The 18,016-nt window shown below is 69.2% G+C and carries 13 protein-coding genes and 1 pseudogene; 7 read left to right on the forward strand and 7 right to left on the reverse strand.

What is annotated here, in order from left to right:
* The first annotated feature begins 119 nt into the window (after positions 1–119).
* Complete coding sequence (locus D7V88_RS25395; protein ID WP_120543234.1) at positions 120–1,037, forward strand: pseudouridine-5'-phosphate glycosidase; 918 nt, start codon at positions 120–122, stop codon at positions 1,035–1,037.
* 13 nt (positions 1,038–1,050) lie between these two features.
* On the opposite strand, the gene msrC is transcribed toward D7V88_RS25395, so the two are convergent.
* On the reverse strand, positions 1,051–1,545 hold the full coding sequence (gene msrC, locus D7V88_RS25400; protein WP_120543235.1) for a free L-methionine (R)-S-oxide reductase MsrC: 495 nt from the start codon (positions 1,543–1,545) through the stop codon (positions 1,051–1,053).
* A 68-nt stretch (positions 1,546–1,613) separates the two neighbouring features.
* Between msrC and D7V88_RS25405 the strand changes: the two genes are divergently transcribed.
* Complete coding sequence (locus D7V88_RS25405) at positions 1,614–2,345, forward strand: SIR2 family NAD-dependent protein deacylase (protein WP_120543236.1); 732 nt, start codon at positions 1,614–1,616, stop codon at positions 2,343–2,345.
* 148 nt (positions 2,346–2,493) lie between these two features.
* Positions 2,494–5,592 (forward strand): poly(A) polymerase, encoded by a 3,099-nt coding sequence (locus D7V88_RS25410; protein ID WP_120543237.1) that lies wholly within the window; start codon positions 2,494–2,496, stop codon positions 5,590–5,592.
* 41 nt (positions 5,593–5,633) lie between these two features.
* Here D7V88_RS25410 and D7V88_RS25415 read toward each other — a convergent pair whose 3' ends face one another.
* A complete protein-coding gene (locus D7V88_RS25415) occupies positions 5,634–6,824 on the reverse strand; it encodes a DUF6068 family protein (protein WP_120543238.1) in 1,191 nt (396 codons plus the stop codon).
* A gap of 373 nt (positions 6,825–7,197) precedes the next feature.
* On the opposite strand from D7V88_RS25415, the gene D7V88_RS25420 reads away from it, so the two are divergent.
* From D7V88_RS25420 to D7V88_RS25430, 3 genes are all read left to right on the forward strand, one after another.
* Complete coding sequence (locus D7V88_RS25420) at positions 7,198–7,968, forward strand: zinc-dependent metalloprotease (RefSeq protein WP_120543239.1); 771 nt, start codon at positions 7,198–7,200, stop codon at positions 7,966–7,968.
* A gap of 3 nt (positions 7,969–7,971) precedes the next feature.
* Positions 7,972–8,760, forward strand: coding sequence for a trypsin-like serine peptidase (locus tag D7V88_RS25425; protein WP_120543240.1), 789 nt, complete (start codon positions 7,972–7,974; stop codon positions 8,758–8,760).
* A 138-nt stretch (positions 8,761–8,898) separates the two neighbouring features.
* Positions 8,899–9,852 (forward strand): DUF1152 domain-containing protein, encoded by a 954-nt coding sequence (locus tag D7V88_RS25430; RefSeq protein ID WP_244238388.1) that lies wholly within the window; start codon positions 8,899–8,901, stop codon positions 9,850–9,852.
* A gap of 45 nt (positions 9,853–9,897) precedes the next feature.
* Here D7V88_RS25430 and D7V88_RS25435 read toward each other — a convergent pair whose 3' ends face one another.
* Together D7V88_RS25435 and D7V88_RS25440 are read right to left on the reverse strand one after the other, a co-directional pair.
* Positions 9,898–12,177, reverse strand: coding sequence for a carboxypeptidase-like regulatory domain-containing protein (locus D7V88_RS25435; RefSeq protein WP_120543241.1), 2,280 nt, complete (start codon positions 12,175–12,177; stop codon positions 9,898–9,900).
* 99 nt (positions 12,178–12,276) lie between these two features.
* Positions 12,277–12,441: pseudogene (locus D7V88_RS25440) on the reverse strand (2Fe-2S iron-sulfur cluster-binding protein); the annotation flags it as partial.
* Positions 12,442–12,633: 192 nt separating this feature from the next.
* Here D7V88_RS25440 and D7V88_RS25445 point away from each other — a divergent pair.
* Positions 12,634–13,854, forward strand: a complete 1,221-nt coding sequence (locus D7V88_RS25445) for a CapA family protein (protein ID WP_208726457.1) — start codon at positions 12,634–12,636, stop codon at positions 13,852–13,854.
* A 139-nt stretch (positions 13,855–13,993) separates the two neighbouring features.
* Here D7V88_RS25445 and D7V88_RS25450 read toward each other — a convergent pair whose 3' ends face one another.
* From D7V88_RS25450 to D7V88_RS25460, 3 genes are all read right to left on the reverse strand, one after another.
* Positions 13,994–14,488, reverse strand: a complete 495-nt coding sequence (locus tag D7V88_RS25450) for a (2Fe-2S)-binding protein (protein WP_120543242.1) — start codon at positions 14,486–14,488, stop codon at positions 13,994–13,996.
* Positions 14,489–14,490: 2 nt separating this feature from the next.
* Positions 14,491–16,647, reverse strand: a complete 2,157-nt coding sequence (locus D7V88_RS25455) for a xanthine dehydrogenase family protein molybdopterin-binding subunit (protein ID WP_120543243.1) — start codon at positions 16,645–16,647, stop codon at positions 14,491–14,493.
* A gap of 291 nt (positions 16,648–16,938) precedes the next feature.
* The coding region (locus D7V88_RS25460) for a hypothetical protein (RefSeq protein ID WP_341870706.1) at positions 16,939–18,016 on the reverse strand (1,078 nt) is incomplete at its 5' end.

Here is an 18,016-nt window from a genome sequence, read left to right on the forward strand (position 1 = left end):
GCATAGGGCGGCGCGGCGCCAGATGCAACGACGGGGATGGGCGGGCAGGGAAGCAACCCGAACGTTTCCCCACGCCCGTGCTTGTCCGGCCGCCCTGCCCGTGTCGTAAATGCCCGCCCATGGACTTCCGCTATTCGGACGAGGTGCGACGCGCGAAGGACTCCGGGCAGCCGTTGGTGGCGCTGGAGACGAGTGTCGTCGCGCAGGGCCTGCCGTACCCCGACAACCTCGCGGCCGCTCGTGCTTGCGAAGAGGCCGTGCGCCGAGCTGGCGCCGTACCCGCGCCCATCGCCGTGGTGGATGGCGAGGTGTGGGTGGGCCTGGAGGACGCCGCGATGCGGCGGCTGGCCGAGGGCAAGGAGAAGCTGCTCAAGCTGGGCTCCCGCGACCTGGCCGTGGCCGTGGCCACCCGCGCCAGCGGCGGCACCACCGTGAGCGCCACCTGCGAGCTGGCCGCGGCGGTGGGCATCCGCGTCTTCTCCACGGGCGGCATCGGTGGTGTGCACCGGGGCGCCGCGGAGCACTGGGACATCTCCCAGGACATCGCCGCGCTGTCGCGCTACCCCGTGGCCGTGGTGTGCGCGGGCGCCAAGTCCGTGTTGGACCTGCCCAAGACGATGGAGTTGCTGGAGACGGCGGGCGTGCCCGTCATCGGCGTGGGTACACACGAGCTTCCGTCCTTCTACAGCCGCGAGTCCGGTCTCTCGCTGGAGCACCGCGCGGATGATCCGGAGGCGGCCGCGCGCATCGCCCACGCCCGCTTCGAACTGCTGGGCCAGGGCGGCGTGCTCTACACCGTGCCCCCGCCGGAAGAGGCTGCGCTGCCTCGCAACGAGGTGGAGCTGCACATCGCGTCGGCGCTGGCGGACGCGGAGCGGCAGGGGGTCCGGGGCAAGGCCGTGACGCCGTTCCTGCTGGGCGAGATGGCGAAGCGCACCGGCGGCAAGAGCCTCAAGACGAACCTGGCGCTGCTGGTGAACAACGCGCGCTTCGCGGGGGCGCTGGCCGTGGCCTACGCGCGCATCGCGAAGCGCTGAACCCTGACTGCTGTCAGGGCGCGCGGTGCTGGAACCAGGACACCAGGTCCTCCAGCGCCGCGCGGTCCACGTCGTCGAAGGTGTTCTTGTGCTCGGAGTCGATGTCGAGCACCGCGAGCAACTCACGGTTCCTGCCGAACACCGGCACGACGATCTCCGACGCGGACCTTCCGTCGCAGGTGATGTGGCCCGGGAAGGCGTGCACGTCCGCCACCACCACCGTCTCGCCCTTCGCGGCGGACGTGCCGCACACGCCCTTGCCGAAGGTGATCTCCAGGCACCCGAGCGTCCCCTGGTAGGGGCCCACGCGCAGCAGCTTTCCGGGCGTAATCACCCGGTAGAAGCCCGTCCACAGGTGGCCGAAGGCGTGGTGCAGCAGGCAGCTCATCGTCGCCATCGCGCAGATGTCGTCGTCCATCCCCTCCAGGATGGCGAGGGCGTGGGACTTCAGCTCGGCATACGCCTCGGCCTTCGGCTGACCGCGCAGATCCAGGGTGACTTCCGCCATGATGGGCCTCGAAGAGGGGGTTGCCGCCCCTTCTAACAACCCTGGTGCCCGCTGGCACAGGAGGCCGTGTGGAACAGCTCGTCCTGGATTCGCGAACCCGCCTGCTCGTGCTCACCGGTGCCGGAGTGTCGGCGGAGAGTGGGGTGCCCACCTTCCGAGGCATGAACGGCCTGTGGGAGAACCACCCCGTGGAGGCCGTGGCCTCCCCCGAGGGCTTCCAGGCGGACCCCGCCCTGGTGTGGCGCTTCTATTCTCAGCGCCGGACGGGTGCGGCCGACGTGAAGCCCAACCCCGGCCATGACGCGTTGGTGCGGTGGGAAGCCCACCTGGGTGACCGCTTCCTCCTGGCCACGCAGAACGTGGATGGCCTGCACGCCCGCGCGGGCAGCCAGCGCGTGGTGGACATGCACGGCAACCTCTTCCGCACGAAGTGCGCGGACTGCCGGCGGGAGCCCTTCGACGACACCTCCGTGCACCCGTCCGGCACGGTGCCGAAGTGCGACAGTTGCGGCGGCCGGCTCCGGCCCGACATCGTCTGGTTCGGGGAGATGCTGGCCTCGGCCGACCTGGAGCGCATCGGCGAGTTCGTCTCACGCAAGGACGGCACCCGGCTGGTGTTCCTGGCCGCGGGCACGTCCGGCGCGGTGTGGCCGGCCGCGGGCCTTGTCGACGAGGTGCGCACCGTGGGCGCAGAGACGTGGCTGGTCAACTCCGAGTCCGCCGCCAACACGGAGCGCTTCCAGCACTTCGTCCAGGGCCTGAGTGGCCAGGTGCTGCCCACGCTGGCGAAGCTCGTCTGACGACCGTGGAGGGGGAAAGCTGTCAGCCCGGCCCCGGCCGTCGCGTCAGGGGGCGGGCGTGTGCGCGGCCCATCGTGGCGTGCGCGGCATTGCTTCTCCGGGGACACCGGCTTTGCATCCAGGTCCCCTCCGCCCACGGAGCCTCGCCATGTCCCAGGAACGTTTCACGACCAGCCGCGAGCTGTATCACCGCATCCGGTGGGACCCCCGGCTCGACGCCCGTGAGTTCGTCGTTGGCTACGACGCGCACCGGGGACCGGGCGCCCTGGAGGAGATGCCCTTCGAGGCGTTCGTCCCCGACGGTGAGATTCCGTGGCACCGCGTCTGGTACTTCAAACGCGGCCATCAGGTGGTGTGGGATCGCAAGGAGCGCCTCGACCTCCTGAGCACGAGCAACACCGGGACCGCGGAGGCAGCCACTCCGCCCCGGTCCGTCTCGGTTCCCGGCTTCACGCCGCTGCCCGCGTACCGGTACGACGCGCGCTCGGGCTCCTGGGCGGAGGCTCCCCGTGACCTGGGCCACACGCTCCCCACGTCGGCGTCGCTCACCGTCGCCACCTTCAACGTCCTCTTCGACCTGTACGACGCGGAGTTGCTGGCGACCGAGCGCAGGACCCCGGCGGCGCTCGCCCTGCTGCGCGAGACGGACGCGGACCTCATCGCCCTCCAGGAAGTCACCGCGCCCTTCCTCCGGGCCCTGCTCGCCGAGCCCTGGGTGCGTGAGCGCTACTGGCTGTCGGACGGCCCCGGCGCGAACACCGTGGAGACCTATGGCCAGGTGCTCCTGTCCCGCCTGCCACTTGCCTCCGTGTGGCAGCGCGTCTTCTCCCGGGACAAAAGGATCATCGCCGCCGAGCTGCGGCTCTCCGGTGGTCCGCTGTGGGTGGCCACACCGCACCTGACCAGCAACCGTGATCCCGCCGGAGCCTCCGCGCGCGCCGTGCAGGTCCAGGCCCTCCTCGATTGGGCCCGCACGCTCGGTGCCACGGGCGATACCGAGGCCCCAGACCTGGTGCTGGCCGGTGACTTCAACTTCGGCGACGGGGAGCCCGAAGCGGATGTCTTCGCCCGAGCGGGTTTCGTGGATGCGTGGGCCGCGTTGAGGCCGTCGGAAGTGGGGGAGACGTTCAACCCCCAGTTGAACTCGCTGGCGGCGCTCACCACCGTGTCGGGACGGCTGCGACGGTTGGACCGGGTGCTGGTGGCGTCTGCCTCGGAGCGGCTTGCTCCCCGGAGCATCGGCCTCTTCGCGGAGGCCCCTCTGGACGGGCCGCCCGCGCCCACGGGGAAGGCCCTCTTCGCTTCGGATCACTTCGGGCTGTGCTGCGTCCTGCACCGCGAGACGGGGGTGTCCCCGGTGGCGCTTGCCTCAGCGGCCTCGGCGGCGTTGGTCCACCACACGGCCCTGGTGCTCATCCCTCCCGAGGACGTCTGGGCTCCCATCCAGGCGCTGCGCAAGAAGCACGACTCGAAGTTCCAGCGGTGGATGCCCCACATCACGCTGCTCTATCCCTTCGTCCCGGAAGAGGACTTCGAGACGGTGGAGGCGCTCCTCGCGGATGCCCTCCAGGGAATCGAACCCTTCGACGTGACGCTCTCCGCGTTCGGCCTCTTCGAGCACCGAGCCAACGCGACGGCATGGCTCCGTCCCGACGCCCAGCCCGCTGACGCGCTGGCGGCCCTGCACGCGAAGCTCGTCGCGGCCCTGCCTGAATGCGCCGCTTCCGCCCATGGCGGTTTCACGCCGCACCTCTCGGTGGGCCAGCTCGCGCTTTCGCCGGATGAGGACCACGCCCACACACTCGCCGGGTGGCAGCGGAGCTGGCGGCCGTTGAAGTTCGCGGTGGGCGAGCTCTGTCTCATCCGGAGGAAGGGCGACACACCCTTCGAGGTCCTCCGACGCATTCCCCTGCCGGGCTCCACACCACGTGCACGCGAAGCCGCCCCGGAGCACGAGGACACCCTGCTGCGGGAGGTGCTGGCCTCCCTGGGCGCTGGCAGCTCGCGCGAGGGGCGCGCCGCCAGGACCGCGGCGGTGGAGCAACTGCGCAAGCACTGCGAGCGGGTGGGAACCTCGCTGCATCCGTATGGCTCGTACCTGCTGGGCACGGATGGCGCGGGCAGCGACGTGGACGCGGTCGCCATCGGCCCGCCGAACCTCTCCCGCGAGGACTTCGCGCGCGCGCTCCTCCAGGAACTGGCCGCCTCCTCAGCCAGCTCCGCTCGCTACGTGGCGGATGCGGCCATCCCCCTGGTGAAGGTGTCCCTGGGGGGCGTGAGCTTCGATTTGGCCTATGCGAGCCGTCCGGAGGGCTCGCCCCCCGAAGAAGACCCGCTCATCCTGCTCGAACGGCATGGCTCCCAGCTCGACCCCGCGGGCCTTCGCTCCGTCCTGGGATTGGCGGACACGCTGGGGCTCCTGGATGTCATTGCCCGTGAAGGCGGACGGACCGAGCGGTTCCATGCCCTGCTGTTCGCGGTCAAGGCGTGGGCCCGGGCCCGGGGCCTCTACTCACATGCACTGGGCTATCTCGGTGGGCTGTCATGGACGCTGCTCGCGGCCTGGGCCTGTACGCGCGCGGCCCCCGACGTCATGACGTCCGACGCATCACTGCTCGCGCACTTCTTCAGGTCCTTCGCCTCCTGGCCCTGGCCGCAGCCGGTGACGCTCACGCCCGAAACGGCTCGCTACCGTCCCGAAGGCAAGCGCGACCTGGTGCCTGTCATCGCCCCCGCGCTCCCGGCGCGAAACACCGCGCGCAATGTGTCGCGCTCCACGTTCCGTGTGCTGCAAGAGGAGCTGCTGCGTGCCGGCGAGCTCGTGGCCCGTGCTCGCGCCTCGCGCACGCCCGAAGCCTGGGCGGCGCTGTTCCAACCCGTGGACGCGAACCACGACCTGCCGACCCGACTGCGATTGTCCGTCGACGGCCCCACCCCCGAGGCCCGGGAGGTCGTCGCGGGTTGGCTCCTGGGTCACCTCACGGCCCTGGTGTATCGCTTGGAAGGAGACCGGCGCCTCGCCGTGCGTCCCCTCCAGGCACCGAACGCCAGTGGAAGCCTGCTCATCGGCCTGGAGGCGCGCGAGGCGGCGGCCTTGTCCTGGCAGCCCCTCAGTCCGCTGTTCGAAGCCGTGGAGGCGTTTCGTCTGTCATTCCAGGACTGGACGCACCGCCCCGAAGGAACAGCGCTTCGCGTGGAGTTGATGCGTGGGAATGCCCGGGGGCCTTCCGACGCATCCACTCCGTAAAGCCTCGCAGGGATGGCGCGCGTCTTCTGGGAGGGCTTGCGTTACTTCGAGCCCCCCAGCCACGAGCCCCACCGCACGAGCTGCGTGCCACCTTCGGACTCACGCTTGCCACCGCCGACCACGCGCTCGGTGTTGCTGGAGAGCGGCTGGAAGCGCGCTTCGAGGGGCAGGCCCGCGAGTCCCGGGGCCCACGGCTCGGCCGCGGTGACCTGGACGAAGACGCGCTGGACGCCCTCGAAGTTCTCGCTGCCCTGTTCGGTGAGCGCGGGCACCGTGTGGCCCTCCGCGGTGAAGGTGCCACGGGTGACGGACGCGCCGGCGGCGGGCGCCTCCTCCGGGTTCAACGCCTCCCAGGGCAGGCTCAGCAGCACCTCCTCGAGGGACTCAGGCTCGGCCTGGGAGAAGTCGGAGCAGGGGGCGGCGTTGGCGTCGTCGATGGGGCCTTCGGTGCGCAGGACGTAGCCGCGCTCGGCGGTGAAGCACACCCGCTGCACGCTGGGGGCCGGGCCCACGTCCACCTTCCGGTCGTAGTACGCGCCCGGACCCAGGGGCCGCTCCAGCGCGGGCACGGGAGCATTGGCGTCCGCCGAGCCCTCGCGGAACTCGCGCAGCGTCAGCTTGATGCCGCCCGGGATGTGGAAGCCGGCGGACTCGGTGCTCGCGTCCAGCAGGCCGTGGGTGAGGTAGAGCGGCCCCGGCGTATTGGCATACACGCGCGTGCGCAGGGGGCCGTCCACCGGGCGCTGGTCGCTGACGTAGCGAAGGGCCTCCCAGTCACGGCCCGCGCTGGAGGTGCGCTCGGCGGTGGCCTCGCCCCCGTGGGGCACGTCGAGCGGGCGCGTCGTGTCCGAGCGCACGGGGACGAGCAGCTCCTGCGCCAGCCGCGCCTGGGCCAGCGGCTTGCCGGCCGCGTCAGTGAAGGCCAGGCGCACCCAGACCCACGGTTGCTGCACGGCCACCACCTCCAACGTCGCATGGCCCGTCAGCGTGCGCGCGGAGCCACCGCTTTCGCGGGGCGCGGGGCCCTGGGTCGCGGAGAAGGCGTAGGTGACGCCGTCGCCCACCCGGGCGCGCTTCCACGCGTCCGCGTCCTGCGCGGGCGAGGACTTCTGGACCTGGGCGTCGGATGGAGAGGGGCCGCTGCTGGACTTCGTGCTCTCACAGCCCGGCAGGAAGGACAGGGCCGCGCCCAACAGCGCGGCGAGGGGAAGGGAGGCTTGGCGCATAGGCATGTGCGACGGGATACACCAGGAGTGGATTCACGCCCAACCTCCACCCAGACGGGCTGTGTTGATGGGTGAACGCGACCCCAGTGCAGGTGACTGATTCAAAGACACCACTGTCCTGAAAAAGAAGGGCCTGACCATTGGGGAAAAAACCTTTGTCAGGGCCGTCACTTAGGACTCCGGACGTCACGTTCCTTTACTCTTAGAGTTTGGGAACCTGGAGTGTCGGTGCTCCAGGCAATTCTCCGAATACGTGACATCCCCCTCTGAGGCCGTGAGTGGCCCGGCAGTTGCTCAGTGGCTGGGCACGCTGGTCCGCGGCTGACGGGAAGGTCAGGCGGCGGCGGGCGTGTCCCCCCAGAATCAGAGGAAGAGACAAATGTTCAAGAAAGCGGCAGTCCTCGTGGCGACCTGTGGCGCGTTCCTGTCCGGCTGCGGTAACGACGTGCAGCTTGAGAACCAGGAGATCATCTCCAACCTGGTCGAGGCCGGCTTCCCGGAGACCGACATCATGGTCGTCGACGACGCCGTCTACGTGGGCCGCGACGCCCACGTGACGCTCGAGGCGTCCCGCGAGATGCTCCAGCCCGGCAAGGAGAGCCTGGAGCAGTACCGGACGACCAACCTGGTCGCGACCTCCGTGACGAAGATCTGCATCAACCCCACCTCCGGGTTCAACAGCTACAGCCGCCTGAGCGCGGGCCTGGACGCGGCGATCCAGAACTACAACCAGCTCGGCCTGAGCTTCACGATGGCGCGTGGCCCGACCACGGGTTGCAGCGCGAACATCACCGCGACCACCATGTCCGGCGCCGGCGGCTCGGCGGGCTTCCCCACGGGCGGCCGTCCCTACGGGACCATCAACATCGGCACCGGTCTGCAGAGCTACAGCGCGGACGTGAATGAGCACGTCATCACGCACGAGCTCGGCCACGCGGTCGGCTTCCGTCACTCGGACTACTACAACCGCTCCATCAGCTGCGGCGGCGCGGCCTCCAACGAGGGCACCGCGGGCGTGGGCGCCATCCTGATCCCCGGCACGTCGAGCACGGCCACGGTCGGCGGTTCGATCATGAACTCCTGCTTCCGTTCGACCGAGACCGGCGAGTGGACCTCGTCTGACAAGACCGCGCTGAACTACCTGTACTAGTCCATGGCAACAAGGCCCCACGGTCCATCCCTGAAGCTGTGGGGCCCCATCCTCGCGGGCACCGTATTCCTGGGCGCTGCTGCCTGTGGAAAGTCGGTGCCCGCAGAGGAGATCACGGAGGATCCTGCTCCGGTCTGTGTGAAGACGAAGTCGCCGGAAGTGCGCCGCCTCACGCAGTGCGGCCCGACGGCGGACTTCACCCCCATCAACAGCTATCAGGGGGAGTTCGCGGACGTCATCCAGACGCGCGAGGACGCGGTCGTCCTCATCGACGGGCGCTGCACCGGAACCCTGATTGAAGCGAGCGCGGGGCCGGTGGTGGTGACTGCGGGGCACTGTGTCGGACTTGGCGACCGGTCCCTGCTGGTCTTCAACTTCGAGGACGCGGCGGACGGGGACACCCTGGTGACCGAGGGCACCGTCATCGAGCAATCGCTCGCGCCCGACTATGCGCTCATCCAGTTGGATGTGCTTCCCGCGGTGACGCCAGTCCTGCTGTCGACCGTGGCCACCGAGCGGTTGGCCATCATCCAGCATCCCCGGGGCCGGCCCAAGGTCATCGCCGAAGGCAGGTACCTGGACGCGTGTGATCAGCTTGTCTACTACTCGGACCTGGACACCCTGGTAGGGAGTTCCGGCGCGGGAGTGCTCAACCGCCAGGGCCACCTGCTGGGCATCCACACCGACGGCGATTGCGACGAACGGGGTCGGGGCTCCAACCGGGGCTGGACCACGGAAGCGATTGTCGAAGCGTCCCCGTACCTGCAAAGCGCCGACATCGTCGAGCGTTGAGGGTTTGGAGACGCCTGCCGTGCTGGAGCCATCCCCCGTGGGCGCTTCGCCAGCGGTGGGAGTGGGAGGGCCATCGCTCGACGTCCGCCGAACAGCCTGAGAACATGCCCGACCCTGAACTTCCGTGAAGGGACGTGGATGATGGACCTCTCGACCTCGCCGTTGTTCGAACGACTCCAGCGGGCCGAGCACGTGCTCCTCGCGGGGGCGGGCGGCGGCTTCGATGTCTACAGCGCGCTGCCGCTCTACTTCCGCCTGCGCGCGATGGGGAAGCAGGTGTCGCTGGCGAACCTGAGCTTCACAGTGCTGGACCGCGTGGACGGGCGTGTCCTGGCGCCCGGGCTCGTGGAGGTGCGCGCGGACACGCAGGGGCCGGAGCACTACTTCCCGGAGGGCGTGCTCGCCCGGTGGTTCCAGACCCGGGGCGAGTCGGTTCCCGTCTACTGCTTCGACAAGACCGGGGTCGGTCCGCTGCACGCGGCCTATGTGGCGTTGCAGGCGGAGCTGGGCTTCGACACGGTCGTCCTCGTGGACGGTGGCACGGACATCCTCATGCGCGGGGACGAGGCGGGGCTGGGGACGCCGGAGGAGGACATCGCGAGCCTGGCGGCGGTGGACGCGCTGTCGCTGCGAGACAAGCTGATTGTCTGTCTGGGATTCGGGGTGGATGCGTTCCACGGCATCTGCCACGCGCACTTCCTGGAAGCGGTGGCGGACCTGAGCCAGCGCGGCGCGTACCTGGGCGTCACCGCGCTGCTCCAGGGCATGCCGGAGGTGGACCGCTACCGGGAGGCGGTGCTGTTCTCCTCGGAGGAGATGGCCCGACGGCCCAGCATCGTGTCGCTGTCGGTGGTTGGAGCCATTGCTGGCGACTATGGCGACAAGCACCGCACGTCACGCACCCAGGGCAGCCGGCTGTGGATCAACCCGCTGATGAGCCTGTACTGGGCCTTCGACCTGGAGGCAGTGGCGCGGCGATGTCTGTACCTGGAGCTGCTGCGCGACACGAACACCTCCTGGGAGGTGGGCGCCCGCATCGAGGCCTTCCGCAAGCGGCATCCTTCCAAACCGTGGGAGGACATTCCTGTCTAGAACCACCCTGTCTTGCGACGCGCCTCCGCGTGAACGACGGCTTCTTCAGCGAGGAAAGATGGTCGCCTTGCCGTCCTTGCTGGGAAAGCCCGCCGTGATCAGCCGTGTCCCCGTGTCCTTGAGGTCCACCGGCACGCGCAGGACATGCAGGCCCCCGTTCATCGACTGCGTGATGAAAAGCGTGTACCGACCCAGGGGCAGCGCGCTGTAGACGAAGTCGCTCCGGCCGAACCAGAGGTAGGAGAAGTCGAATGCCTCCGGGGCCTCCCCAGTGGGCGTCCAATCCGCGCGGAACCCGGAGCGCATGAGCGCTTCCAGATCCGGCGTTGTCGCTGGCAAGGGGGGAGTGCCCGGAAGAAGGAAGACCTGGAGGAACTCGCTGGCACCGGGGAAGCGCAGGTGCAGCGCCGCCGGGCCCTGCCTTGCCTCGAAATCCAATGACTGACGTGAGTTTGGAGGCAGTTGGATCCGCTGGGGAGAGAACGCCAGTGGAGGCGGATGGGGCCGGAGGTCGTCCTCGTGGGCACCATCTGACAGGTGAACGAAGCATTCGCGGTCACCGGGCACGCGCACCGCGTAGCGGCCCGTGTCTTCCGTCGAGGTGCTCACGTCGAACCACCCCTCGCAGCGCACGTTCACGTCCACGCGCGCCAGCGGCACCTGGGCCCCGTCCGTCACCACGCCTGAAAGCGACGTCAGGGGCGCGAGTCGAAGGTCCACGGACGCTTCGTCGGCCTTCAGTTCGTACAGGAGGGTCCCCTGCGTCTTCGCGTCCGCGCGCAGCACCTGGGGCCGCCTCGTCACATGCTCGAACCGGAAGCGCCCATCCGCATCCGTGATCGCCGTCCGCGCGGGATCCGAGATGCGGTTCTCCAACTCGAAGGGATCCGCCAGCAGCAGCTCCAGCGAGGGCACGCCCGTGCGGCCATCCTCTGCGAGGACCCGGCCCTGGACGGTGCGGCCCGTTTCAAGGATGACGTCCGGGACGGAGCGCGCCTCGTTCGGACGGCCCTCCGCGCGCACGAGCGCGGTCGCGAATCCGTCCGCGTCGATGATCCATTGGTAGGTCTGGGGAAAGAACGCATCGAGCCCATAGCGCCCCTGCGGATGGTCCCTGGGGGGGCCGTCGAGCCTGAAACGCTCCACGGGGCGCCCGTCCGGTCCCAGGACCCGGCCCTCCAATGAGCCGCCGCTGGGCTGGAACACCACCTGCGCATCCTCCCCGGGCAAGGGGGCCCTTTCCGATTCCCAGTTCTGCTTGTCCTGGGCGTTCAAGGAGAGCGCCCTGGGCCGCTCCAGCACATGGGGAAGGATGAACCGTCCGTCCGACGCCGTGGGCACCTTGCACGTTCCGTGGAAGCCAGGCTCGTCGTGGTCACCTCCCATCCAGGCCATCACCTCGCTGTCGCCCAGGGCCCTGCCGTCGCGATCCACCGCTCGCCCTCGCAAGGAGCCCACCTCACGAACACCTTCGAAGCCCACCGTCACTTCCGTGGACTGTTCCGCGAGGACGTCCACATCCACGACGCGCCACCAATCACATTCCTCCGAAGGGGAGTAGACGGCCAGCACCTGGTAGCGCCCTGCTGTCAGTTGCCGATAGGTCAGGAACTCCCCGGTCCGCTCCGGAGACAATCCACGCTGGAAGTAGGGATCGCGGGGGAGGATGTGAGTCCTTTCCTCGTGCAACGGCTTCCCTTCTGGATCACGGAGCTGAATCCGCAACGAGCCAAGGCCCTTCAGCACCACGGCGAGCTCCTGTTGGGGCGCCTTGATTTCCAGGCGCGTCAGGCTCCAGTCTTCCTTCTCGACACGGAGCACCGCCGGTCCTTCGGGTACCCCTTCAAAGACGAAGCGGCCCTGCGCGTCGCTTTCGAGGTCCAGCCGGAGGCCGGGTTCGCTGGAGGGCATGAGGCGCAGCTTCGCGCCCTCGACGGGGGCTCCCTTCGTGTCCACCACCTGGCCCCAGAACGGCACCGAGGGCGTCAGCGTCAGGTCGAGCCCTGCTTCGGATTCCGGAGCGAGCCGCACCTCCGTGAGCGCGCTGGATACGAAGCCGCGCGCCTGGGCTTGAAAGACATACCGCCCGGGTTTCCGGCTCAGTCGAAGCGTCCCTTGTGCATCCGTGGTCCCGTACCTGGAGGGAATCGACGGGGTCGCACGCCAGACCACCAATGCCGCGCCCGGGACGGGGTGGCCCTCCCTGTTCCGGACCCGGACGGTCAGCGCCACTTGCTCCAGCGGCGCCGCGGACTCCAATGCCTGACGCCCACCGCTCGCGCACGCGAGCATCACGACCACGAGCCCCAACACGGTCCATCGCATGCGGCCACGCTAGCAGTCGTCCGCGCTGGGGGCACATGCCGCCTGCGCTCTCGCTCGACGTGCGTGAGCCGGGCCCCTCCTCCGCATCGCCGCCAGGGTTCATCCTCCCTGGATGCCCGCTCCACTCTTCAACAGCAGCGCTGCACGTTGGATGGCGGCCCGGATGCGGACATAGGTGTCGCAACGGCAGACGTTGTCGCTCATCGCGGCGTCGATGTCCGCGTCGGACGGGTGGGGGTTCTTTCGCAGCAGCGCGACCGCGGCCCCGTGCCAGGCCATAAGGCTGCCCATTACTGCTTCCGCTGAGTGTCCCTCGCGCCGGTCCAAAAAACGGGATGATCTGGGGTGCACGTCACGCTGCCCTGAGCCCCGCGCCCTCCTCGAATGAGCATCCGCGGCCCCCTCATCTGGTAGAAGGCGCGAGGAACGCATCCGAGCTGGATGTAGGAGTGAACCGTGGCCTCGAACAACATCGCTCGTCCCGGTGGACCCGGGCTGTCGATCCTCGCGGTGGGCGATGTCTTCGTGGACCGCGACGACCCGGCGACGGCCTTCCACTCCGCCCGCGACGTCCTGCGCACCGGTGACGTCGTCTTCGGCAACTGCGAGGGCGTCTTCAGCGACGACATCCAGCGTGCCCCCAGCGCCGGCTCGACGCTCACGGCGCCCGCGGCGAACGCCGCCCCATTGGCCAAGGCGGGCTTCGACATCATGTCATTGGCCAACAACCACAGTCTCGACGGGGGACATGCCGCGCTGCTGTCCATGCGCCGGACACTGGCCGACCTGGACATCGCCACGGTGGGAGCGGGCGCGAATCTCGCGGAGGCCACCGCGCCCGGGTATCTCGAGCGCAATGGAACACGGCTGGCCTTTCTGGCTTTCAGCTCCGTGTTTCCCTACGGCTATGAGGCGCGCCCGGGTGTCCCCGGCCTGGCTCCCTTGCGTGCGCACACCCGATACACTCCCTTGGATCTGAACGTATGGAATCCGGGCATGGCCCCTGTGGTGAGCACCGAGCCGCTGGTCGAGGATCAGAAGGCGTTCATCGACAGCATCACCAAAGCACGCGCGAAGGCCGACATCGTCGTCGCCAGCTTCCACTGGGGTGACTCCACGGTGCCGTTCTCGCTGACCGACCACGAACGACGGACGGCCAGGCTCGCCATCGACAACGGGGCCGACGTCGTCGTGGGCCACCATCATCACATGCTCCGCGGTGTCGAGTTCTATTCCGGAAAACCCATCTTCTACGGTCTGGGACACTATGTGTTCGACCTGCCGAACCTCGCTGAGCGCCTCGCGAGAGACGGTTACCTGGGCGTGGGACGGCCGGAAGAGATGGCGGCATGGGCCCGCAAGTTCGGCGAGTTCATGATTCGCCCGCGGGAGGGCTACCCACTGCTGCCGTTTCACCCGGATTCCAGGCTGACCGGCGCGGCGGTGATCCACATCGCGCCGTCCGGGCGCATCTCCGCCGGCTTTCTGCCCGCGATCATCAATCCAGCCAACGAGCCGATGCACGTGTCCGCGGACAGCGACGAAGGCAGGCGGGTGGTCGCCTATCTCGAACGCTGCTGCACGACCGAACAGCTTCCTACAAGGCTGGTCGCCCCTCGGCCCGACTCCGGACTGCCCACCTCGTGCATCGAGTTCGTCTCGACCTCAACCGACTGAGCCGATGCGTGCCCGGAGGTGCTCGGCGAGACGCACCAGCGTCTGATTCCCGCTACGCGTTCCTCCACTGATGGGAGCCGTACCTCCACGAAGAGCACAGGAAGGATTGAAGGCCTGTAGAGAGGTGGTGGACTGGAGGTTACCGGGTCCATCCTCCCCGGATGCCCGCTCCACTCCTCAACAGCAGCGCTGCACGTTGGATGGCGGCCCGGATGCGGACATAGGTGCCGCAACGGCAGACGTTGTCGCTCATCGCGGCGTCGATGTCCGCGTCGGACGGGTGGGGGTTCTTTCGCAGCAGCGCGACCGCGGCCATGATCTGCCCGGGTTGGCAGAAGCCGCACTGGGCCACGTCCTCGGCGATCCACGCTTCCTGCACGGGGTGCAGCCCTTCGCCTCCCAGTCCCTCGATGGTCAGCACCTCGCGGCCCGCGACGCTGGCCACGGGCTGGAGGCAGGGGCGGAAGGACTCGCCGTCCAGGTGGCTGGTGCAGGCGCCGCAGACGCCCACCCCGCAGCCGTACTTGGGGCCCGTGACGCCCAGCACGTCGCGGAGCACCCACAGCAGGGGCAGGTCCCCGGGCGCTTCCACCGTGACCGTCTGTCCATTGAGGATGAACTGATGGGCCGCCATGGTCAGACGCCTCCTTCGTGGATGGGAAAGCGCGTGGGCATGGTTCCGCTCGCCCGTGCGATGGCATTGGCCAGGGCCGCTGCGGCGCTGGGATAGCCAAGCTCTCCCACGCCGCCCACGCGGTCATCCGACCGGACCAGGTGCACCTGGATATCCGATGGGACGTGCTTCATCCGCAGCCAGCGGTAGTCCGCGAAGCTGCCCTCGCGCACCGCCCCCGCGTCGATGTGGAGGCCCGCGCTCAGGGTGGTGGACATCGCGTCCACCGCGGCGCCCTGGAGCTGCGCTTCGATGCCCTTCGGGTTGATGGGCAGACCGACATCCGCGGCGATGGTCACGCGCAGCACCCGTGGCGCCTCCGCGGTGCAGTCCACCTCCACGAGGTGCGCGATGGCGCTGTCATACTCCTCCAGGACGGCGACCCCCTGGGCCACCCCGGGTGGAAGCGCCCGGCCCCAGCGTCCCTCGGACACCACCTTGTCCAGGACCGCCCGGAGCCGGCTGGAGGTGAGCCGCGAACGCCTCAACGCGACCGGATCCACCTGGAGCTCGCGCGCCAACTGGTCGACGAAGACCTCGTTGGCCACCCCTACCTGGCTGGTGAACACCGAGCGGAAGGATGCGGTGGGGATGGGAATCGGGACCTCGGTCATCTGCTGCGTGACGAAGCCGAACCGGTAGGGGACATGTTGGGTCAGCGTGAAGAACACCGCGCTCGTCACCTCGGGCAGCACCTCGCCGACCAGCGCGGTGACGACATCTCCGAAGCCGTGGGGAAACTCCACGGTGGGAATGGCGGCGCGGTGATTCCAACCGAGGATGCTCCCCCCCAGCCCCAGGTGGGCGAGGATCCGGTGGTGGCTGGCGGGCCGGTAGTGCCCGTGGCGCATGTCGTCGTTGCGGCTCCACATCAACTTCACGGGCCGGCCGACAGCCCGTGACACGAGCGCGGCCTCCACCGCGGCCTCGGGGAAGAACCGGCGGCCGAACCCACCGCCCGCGCGCACGGTGTGCACGGTGACGTTCTGCGGGGTGAGTTCCCAGCCGAGCGCCCGGGCCACCTCGCGCTGCGCGTACTTTGGATCCTGCGCCCCCGACCAGACCTCCGCGTGCGAACCCTGCACGCGGGCCACGCAGCTCTGTGTCTCCATGGGCGCGTGCGCGAGGTAGGGGAAGTCGAAGCGTCCTTCCACCGTCCGGGTGGTCAGCAGCGGGGGCAGGGGCCTGGGCCCGATGGCCGACAGCAGCCGGGCGCGGATGTCGGCGTCGGACAGCGTGCTGGCAGGTCCCGGCGCCCAGGAGATCCGCAAGGCGTCACGCGCCGCGAAGGCCTGCCCGAAGGTCTCCGCGACCACCGCCACGCCCGACGGGAGGGGCACCACACCCACCACGCCCGGCATCGCCCGGGCCGTGGCGGCGTCGAAGGATTGGACCCTGCCACGCAGCGTGGGGGGCCGCGCCACCACCGCGGGCATCGCCCCGGGAACGTCGAGGTCCAGGGCGTAGCGCGCCTTGCCGGTGACGATGTCCCGCGCGTCGATGCGCCCCGTGGGCTGACCGACGACGGTGTACCGGCTGGGAGGCTTTGGCAGTGGGAGGACTTCGGGCAGCAGCACGCGCGCGGCGTCCTCCGCCAGTTCGCCATAGCCGACCCGGCGGCCGTCGGGCGCTTGCACCTCGCCGTTCGCGGTGGTGAGCGTGAGGGCCAGCACCCTCCAGCGGTGCGCGGCGGCGGTGATCAACCGTGCCCGGGCATCGGCCGCCGCGGCGCGAAGCGGGCCTGAGAGGTAGCGCATCGTCGTCGACAATCCGGTGAGTTGGATGAGCCAGCGGGGATCCGCGTCCGCGCTGCGCACGTCGACGGAGCCGAGCGGCAGGTCGAGCTCCTCGGCGACGAGCATGGCCACGGCCGTGGTGATGCCCTGGCCCATCTCGGTGCGGGGCAGGGTGGTGACGACACGCCCATCGCTCTGGAGGGCGAGGAGCAGGCTGAGCGGTGTCGCAGCCTCCGTCACGGGGGCTTCCGCCGCCGAAGCCGGAGGCAGGTCCAGTCCCAACCGGGCCGCGATCATCAACGTGGGGGATGCGACGACCCACGTCAGGAACCGGCGCCGGTTCATCCCTTCAGGAGCCGTGTCCGATTTGAGCGTATCCGCCATGGGGGAAGCATCGCATACGTCCACGACGCGCCCGACACGGCCTGGCCCGTGGCGTTCAGTGGGCCGACAGGGCGTGCGTCCGGGCGGAGACATCCGCCCGGATGTGTCGGACCGCGGTGCGTCTCTTCCGACCGGAGTTCGCCAGTTCTACTCACGCGATGCGCGGGTGACTCCGGTCCTGAGGTTCTCCTGGCCGTCGAGGACGAGCCAGCCTGTCCAGGGAGCCACTCGCCTCAGTGGTGAGGGCTCCTCCGAGAAGTGCTGGCGCGTCCCTCCCGAGCTGGCTCCAGGTCAGAACCCGAAGAGACCCTTGACGCCCTTCTTGATGTCGTTGCCGACGTCCTTGGCGCCTTCGGCGATCTTGTTGCCGACGTCCTTGGCACCGTCAGCGACCTTGTTCGTGACGTCCTTGGCGCCGTCAGCGACCTTGTTCGTGATGTCCTTGGCGCCGTCGGCGACCTTGTTGCCGACGTCCTTCACGGCTTCGGAGGCCTTGCCGCCGGTGAAGTTGTCGACGGTGTTCTTCAGCTTGTTGAAGTCGATGGTGTAGGAGGTGCCGACGCCGAGACCGACGCCCAGCGCGGCCTTGGCCTTGCCACCGATGGTGAGCTTGCCGTCCTCCAGGGCGACCTTGGCATCCACCGCGGCGCCGACGCCAGCGATGGCGCTGCCCGTCACGGAGCCGCCCACGGGGCCGAACTCACCGCGAGCGGTGGCGCTCGCCTCGGCGCCCACCAGCGCACCCGCGCCCGCTTCGAGGCCGATGTCGCCATTCTTGAGGTTCACGTCGGCCTTGGCCTTGGCGTCCGCGTTGGCGCCGACGAGCACCTCGGAGTGCACGCCGCCGTAGACCTTGCCGTCGACCTTATCCAGGCCCTTGACGTCCTTGAGGTCCTTGCCGAAACCGGCGTCGCCACGGAGGCTGACGAGGTTGGCCTCGGCGCCGGCGCGGGCGCCAATCTCATACGGGAGGATGCGGTAGGAGGCATCGCCCTGGATTTCGGCGGCGCTGGCCTCGAACTGGGCGCCGGTGCCGTCCTTGCTGAAGCCGGTGCCGGTCTTGAACTCCGCGGCGTCCTGCTGCCAGGAGACGTACTTGCCGCTCTCGTTGCCGGCGACCTGGCCGGGGCCGGTGTTGCCCTGCGTCACCTGACGGCCGTCCTTGCGCGCGGCGCTGCTGTCGGCCTTATCGCCCTTGCGCGGGTCCAGGAAGATGTCCTGGCCCCACTGCTGGCTGAACTTCGTGTCCGGCTGGTTCTTGTCGATGAAGTTGCCCTTGCCCGTGGTGGCGTCCGGCTTCGCGGCGGGGGCGGTGGACGCGGAGGAAGGCGAGGTGCGGGGGCTGTTGGAGACGCGCATGGGAGGCCTC

It is taken from the genome of Corallococcus terminator (assembly GCF_003611635.1).
GTDB lineage: Bacteria > Myxococcota > Myxococcia > Myxococcales > Myxococcaceae > Corallococcus > Corallococcus terminator.

What these genes read in the sequence shown, in the direction of transcription:
- D7V88_RS25395 (WP_120543234.1), top strand. Translation starts at nt 120, where the DNA reads ATGGACTTCCGCTATTCGGACGAGGTGCGACGCGCGAAGGACTCCGGG.
- msrC (WP_120543235.1), bottom strand. Translation starts at nt 1,545, where the DNA reads ATGGCGGAAGTCACCCTGGATCTGCGCGGTCAGCCGAAGGCCGAGGCG.
- D7V88_RS25410 (WP_120543237.1), top strand. Translation starts at nt 2,494, where the DNA reads ATGTCCCAGGAACGTTTCACGACCAGCCGCGAGCTGTATCACCGCATC.
- D7V88_RS25415 (WP_120543238.1), bottom strand. Translation starts at nt 6,824, where the DNA reads ATGCCTATGCGCCAAGCCTCCCTTCCCCTCGCCGCGCTGTTGGGCGCG.
- D7V88_RS25420 (WP_120543239.1), top strand. Translation starts at nt 7,198, where the DNA reads ATGTTCAAGAAAGCGGCAGTCCTCGTGGCGACCTGTGGCGCGTTCCTG.
- D7V88_RS25425 (WP_120543240.1), top strand. Translation starts at nt 7,972, where the DNA reads ATGGCAACAAGGCCCCACGGTCCATCCCTGAAGCTGTGGGGCCCCATC.
- D7V88_RS25430 (WP_244238388.1), top strand. Translation starts at nt 8,899, where the DNA reads ATGATGGACCTCTCGACCTCGCCGTTGTTCGAACGACTCCAGCGGGCC.
- D7V88_RS25435 (WP_120543241.1), bottom strand. Translation starts at nt 12,177, where the DNA reads ATGCGATGGACCGTGTTGGGGCTCGTGGTCGTGATGCTCGCGTGCGCG.
- D7V88_RS25450 (WP_120543242.1), bottom strand. Translation starts at nt 14,488, where the DNA reads ATGGCGGCCCATCAGTTCATCCTCAATGGACAGACGGTCACGGTGGAA.
- D7V88_RS25455 (WP_120543243.1), bottom strand. Translation starts at nt 16,647, where the DNA reads ATGGCGGATACGCTCAAATCGGACACGGCTCCTGAAGGGATGAACCGG.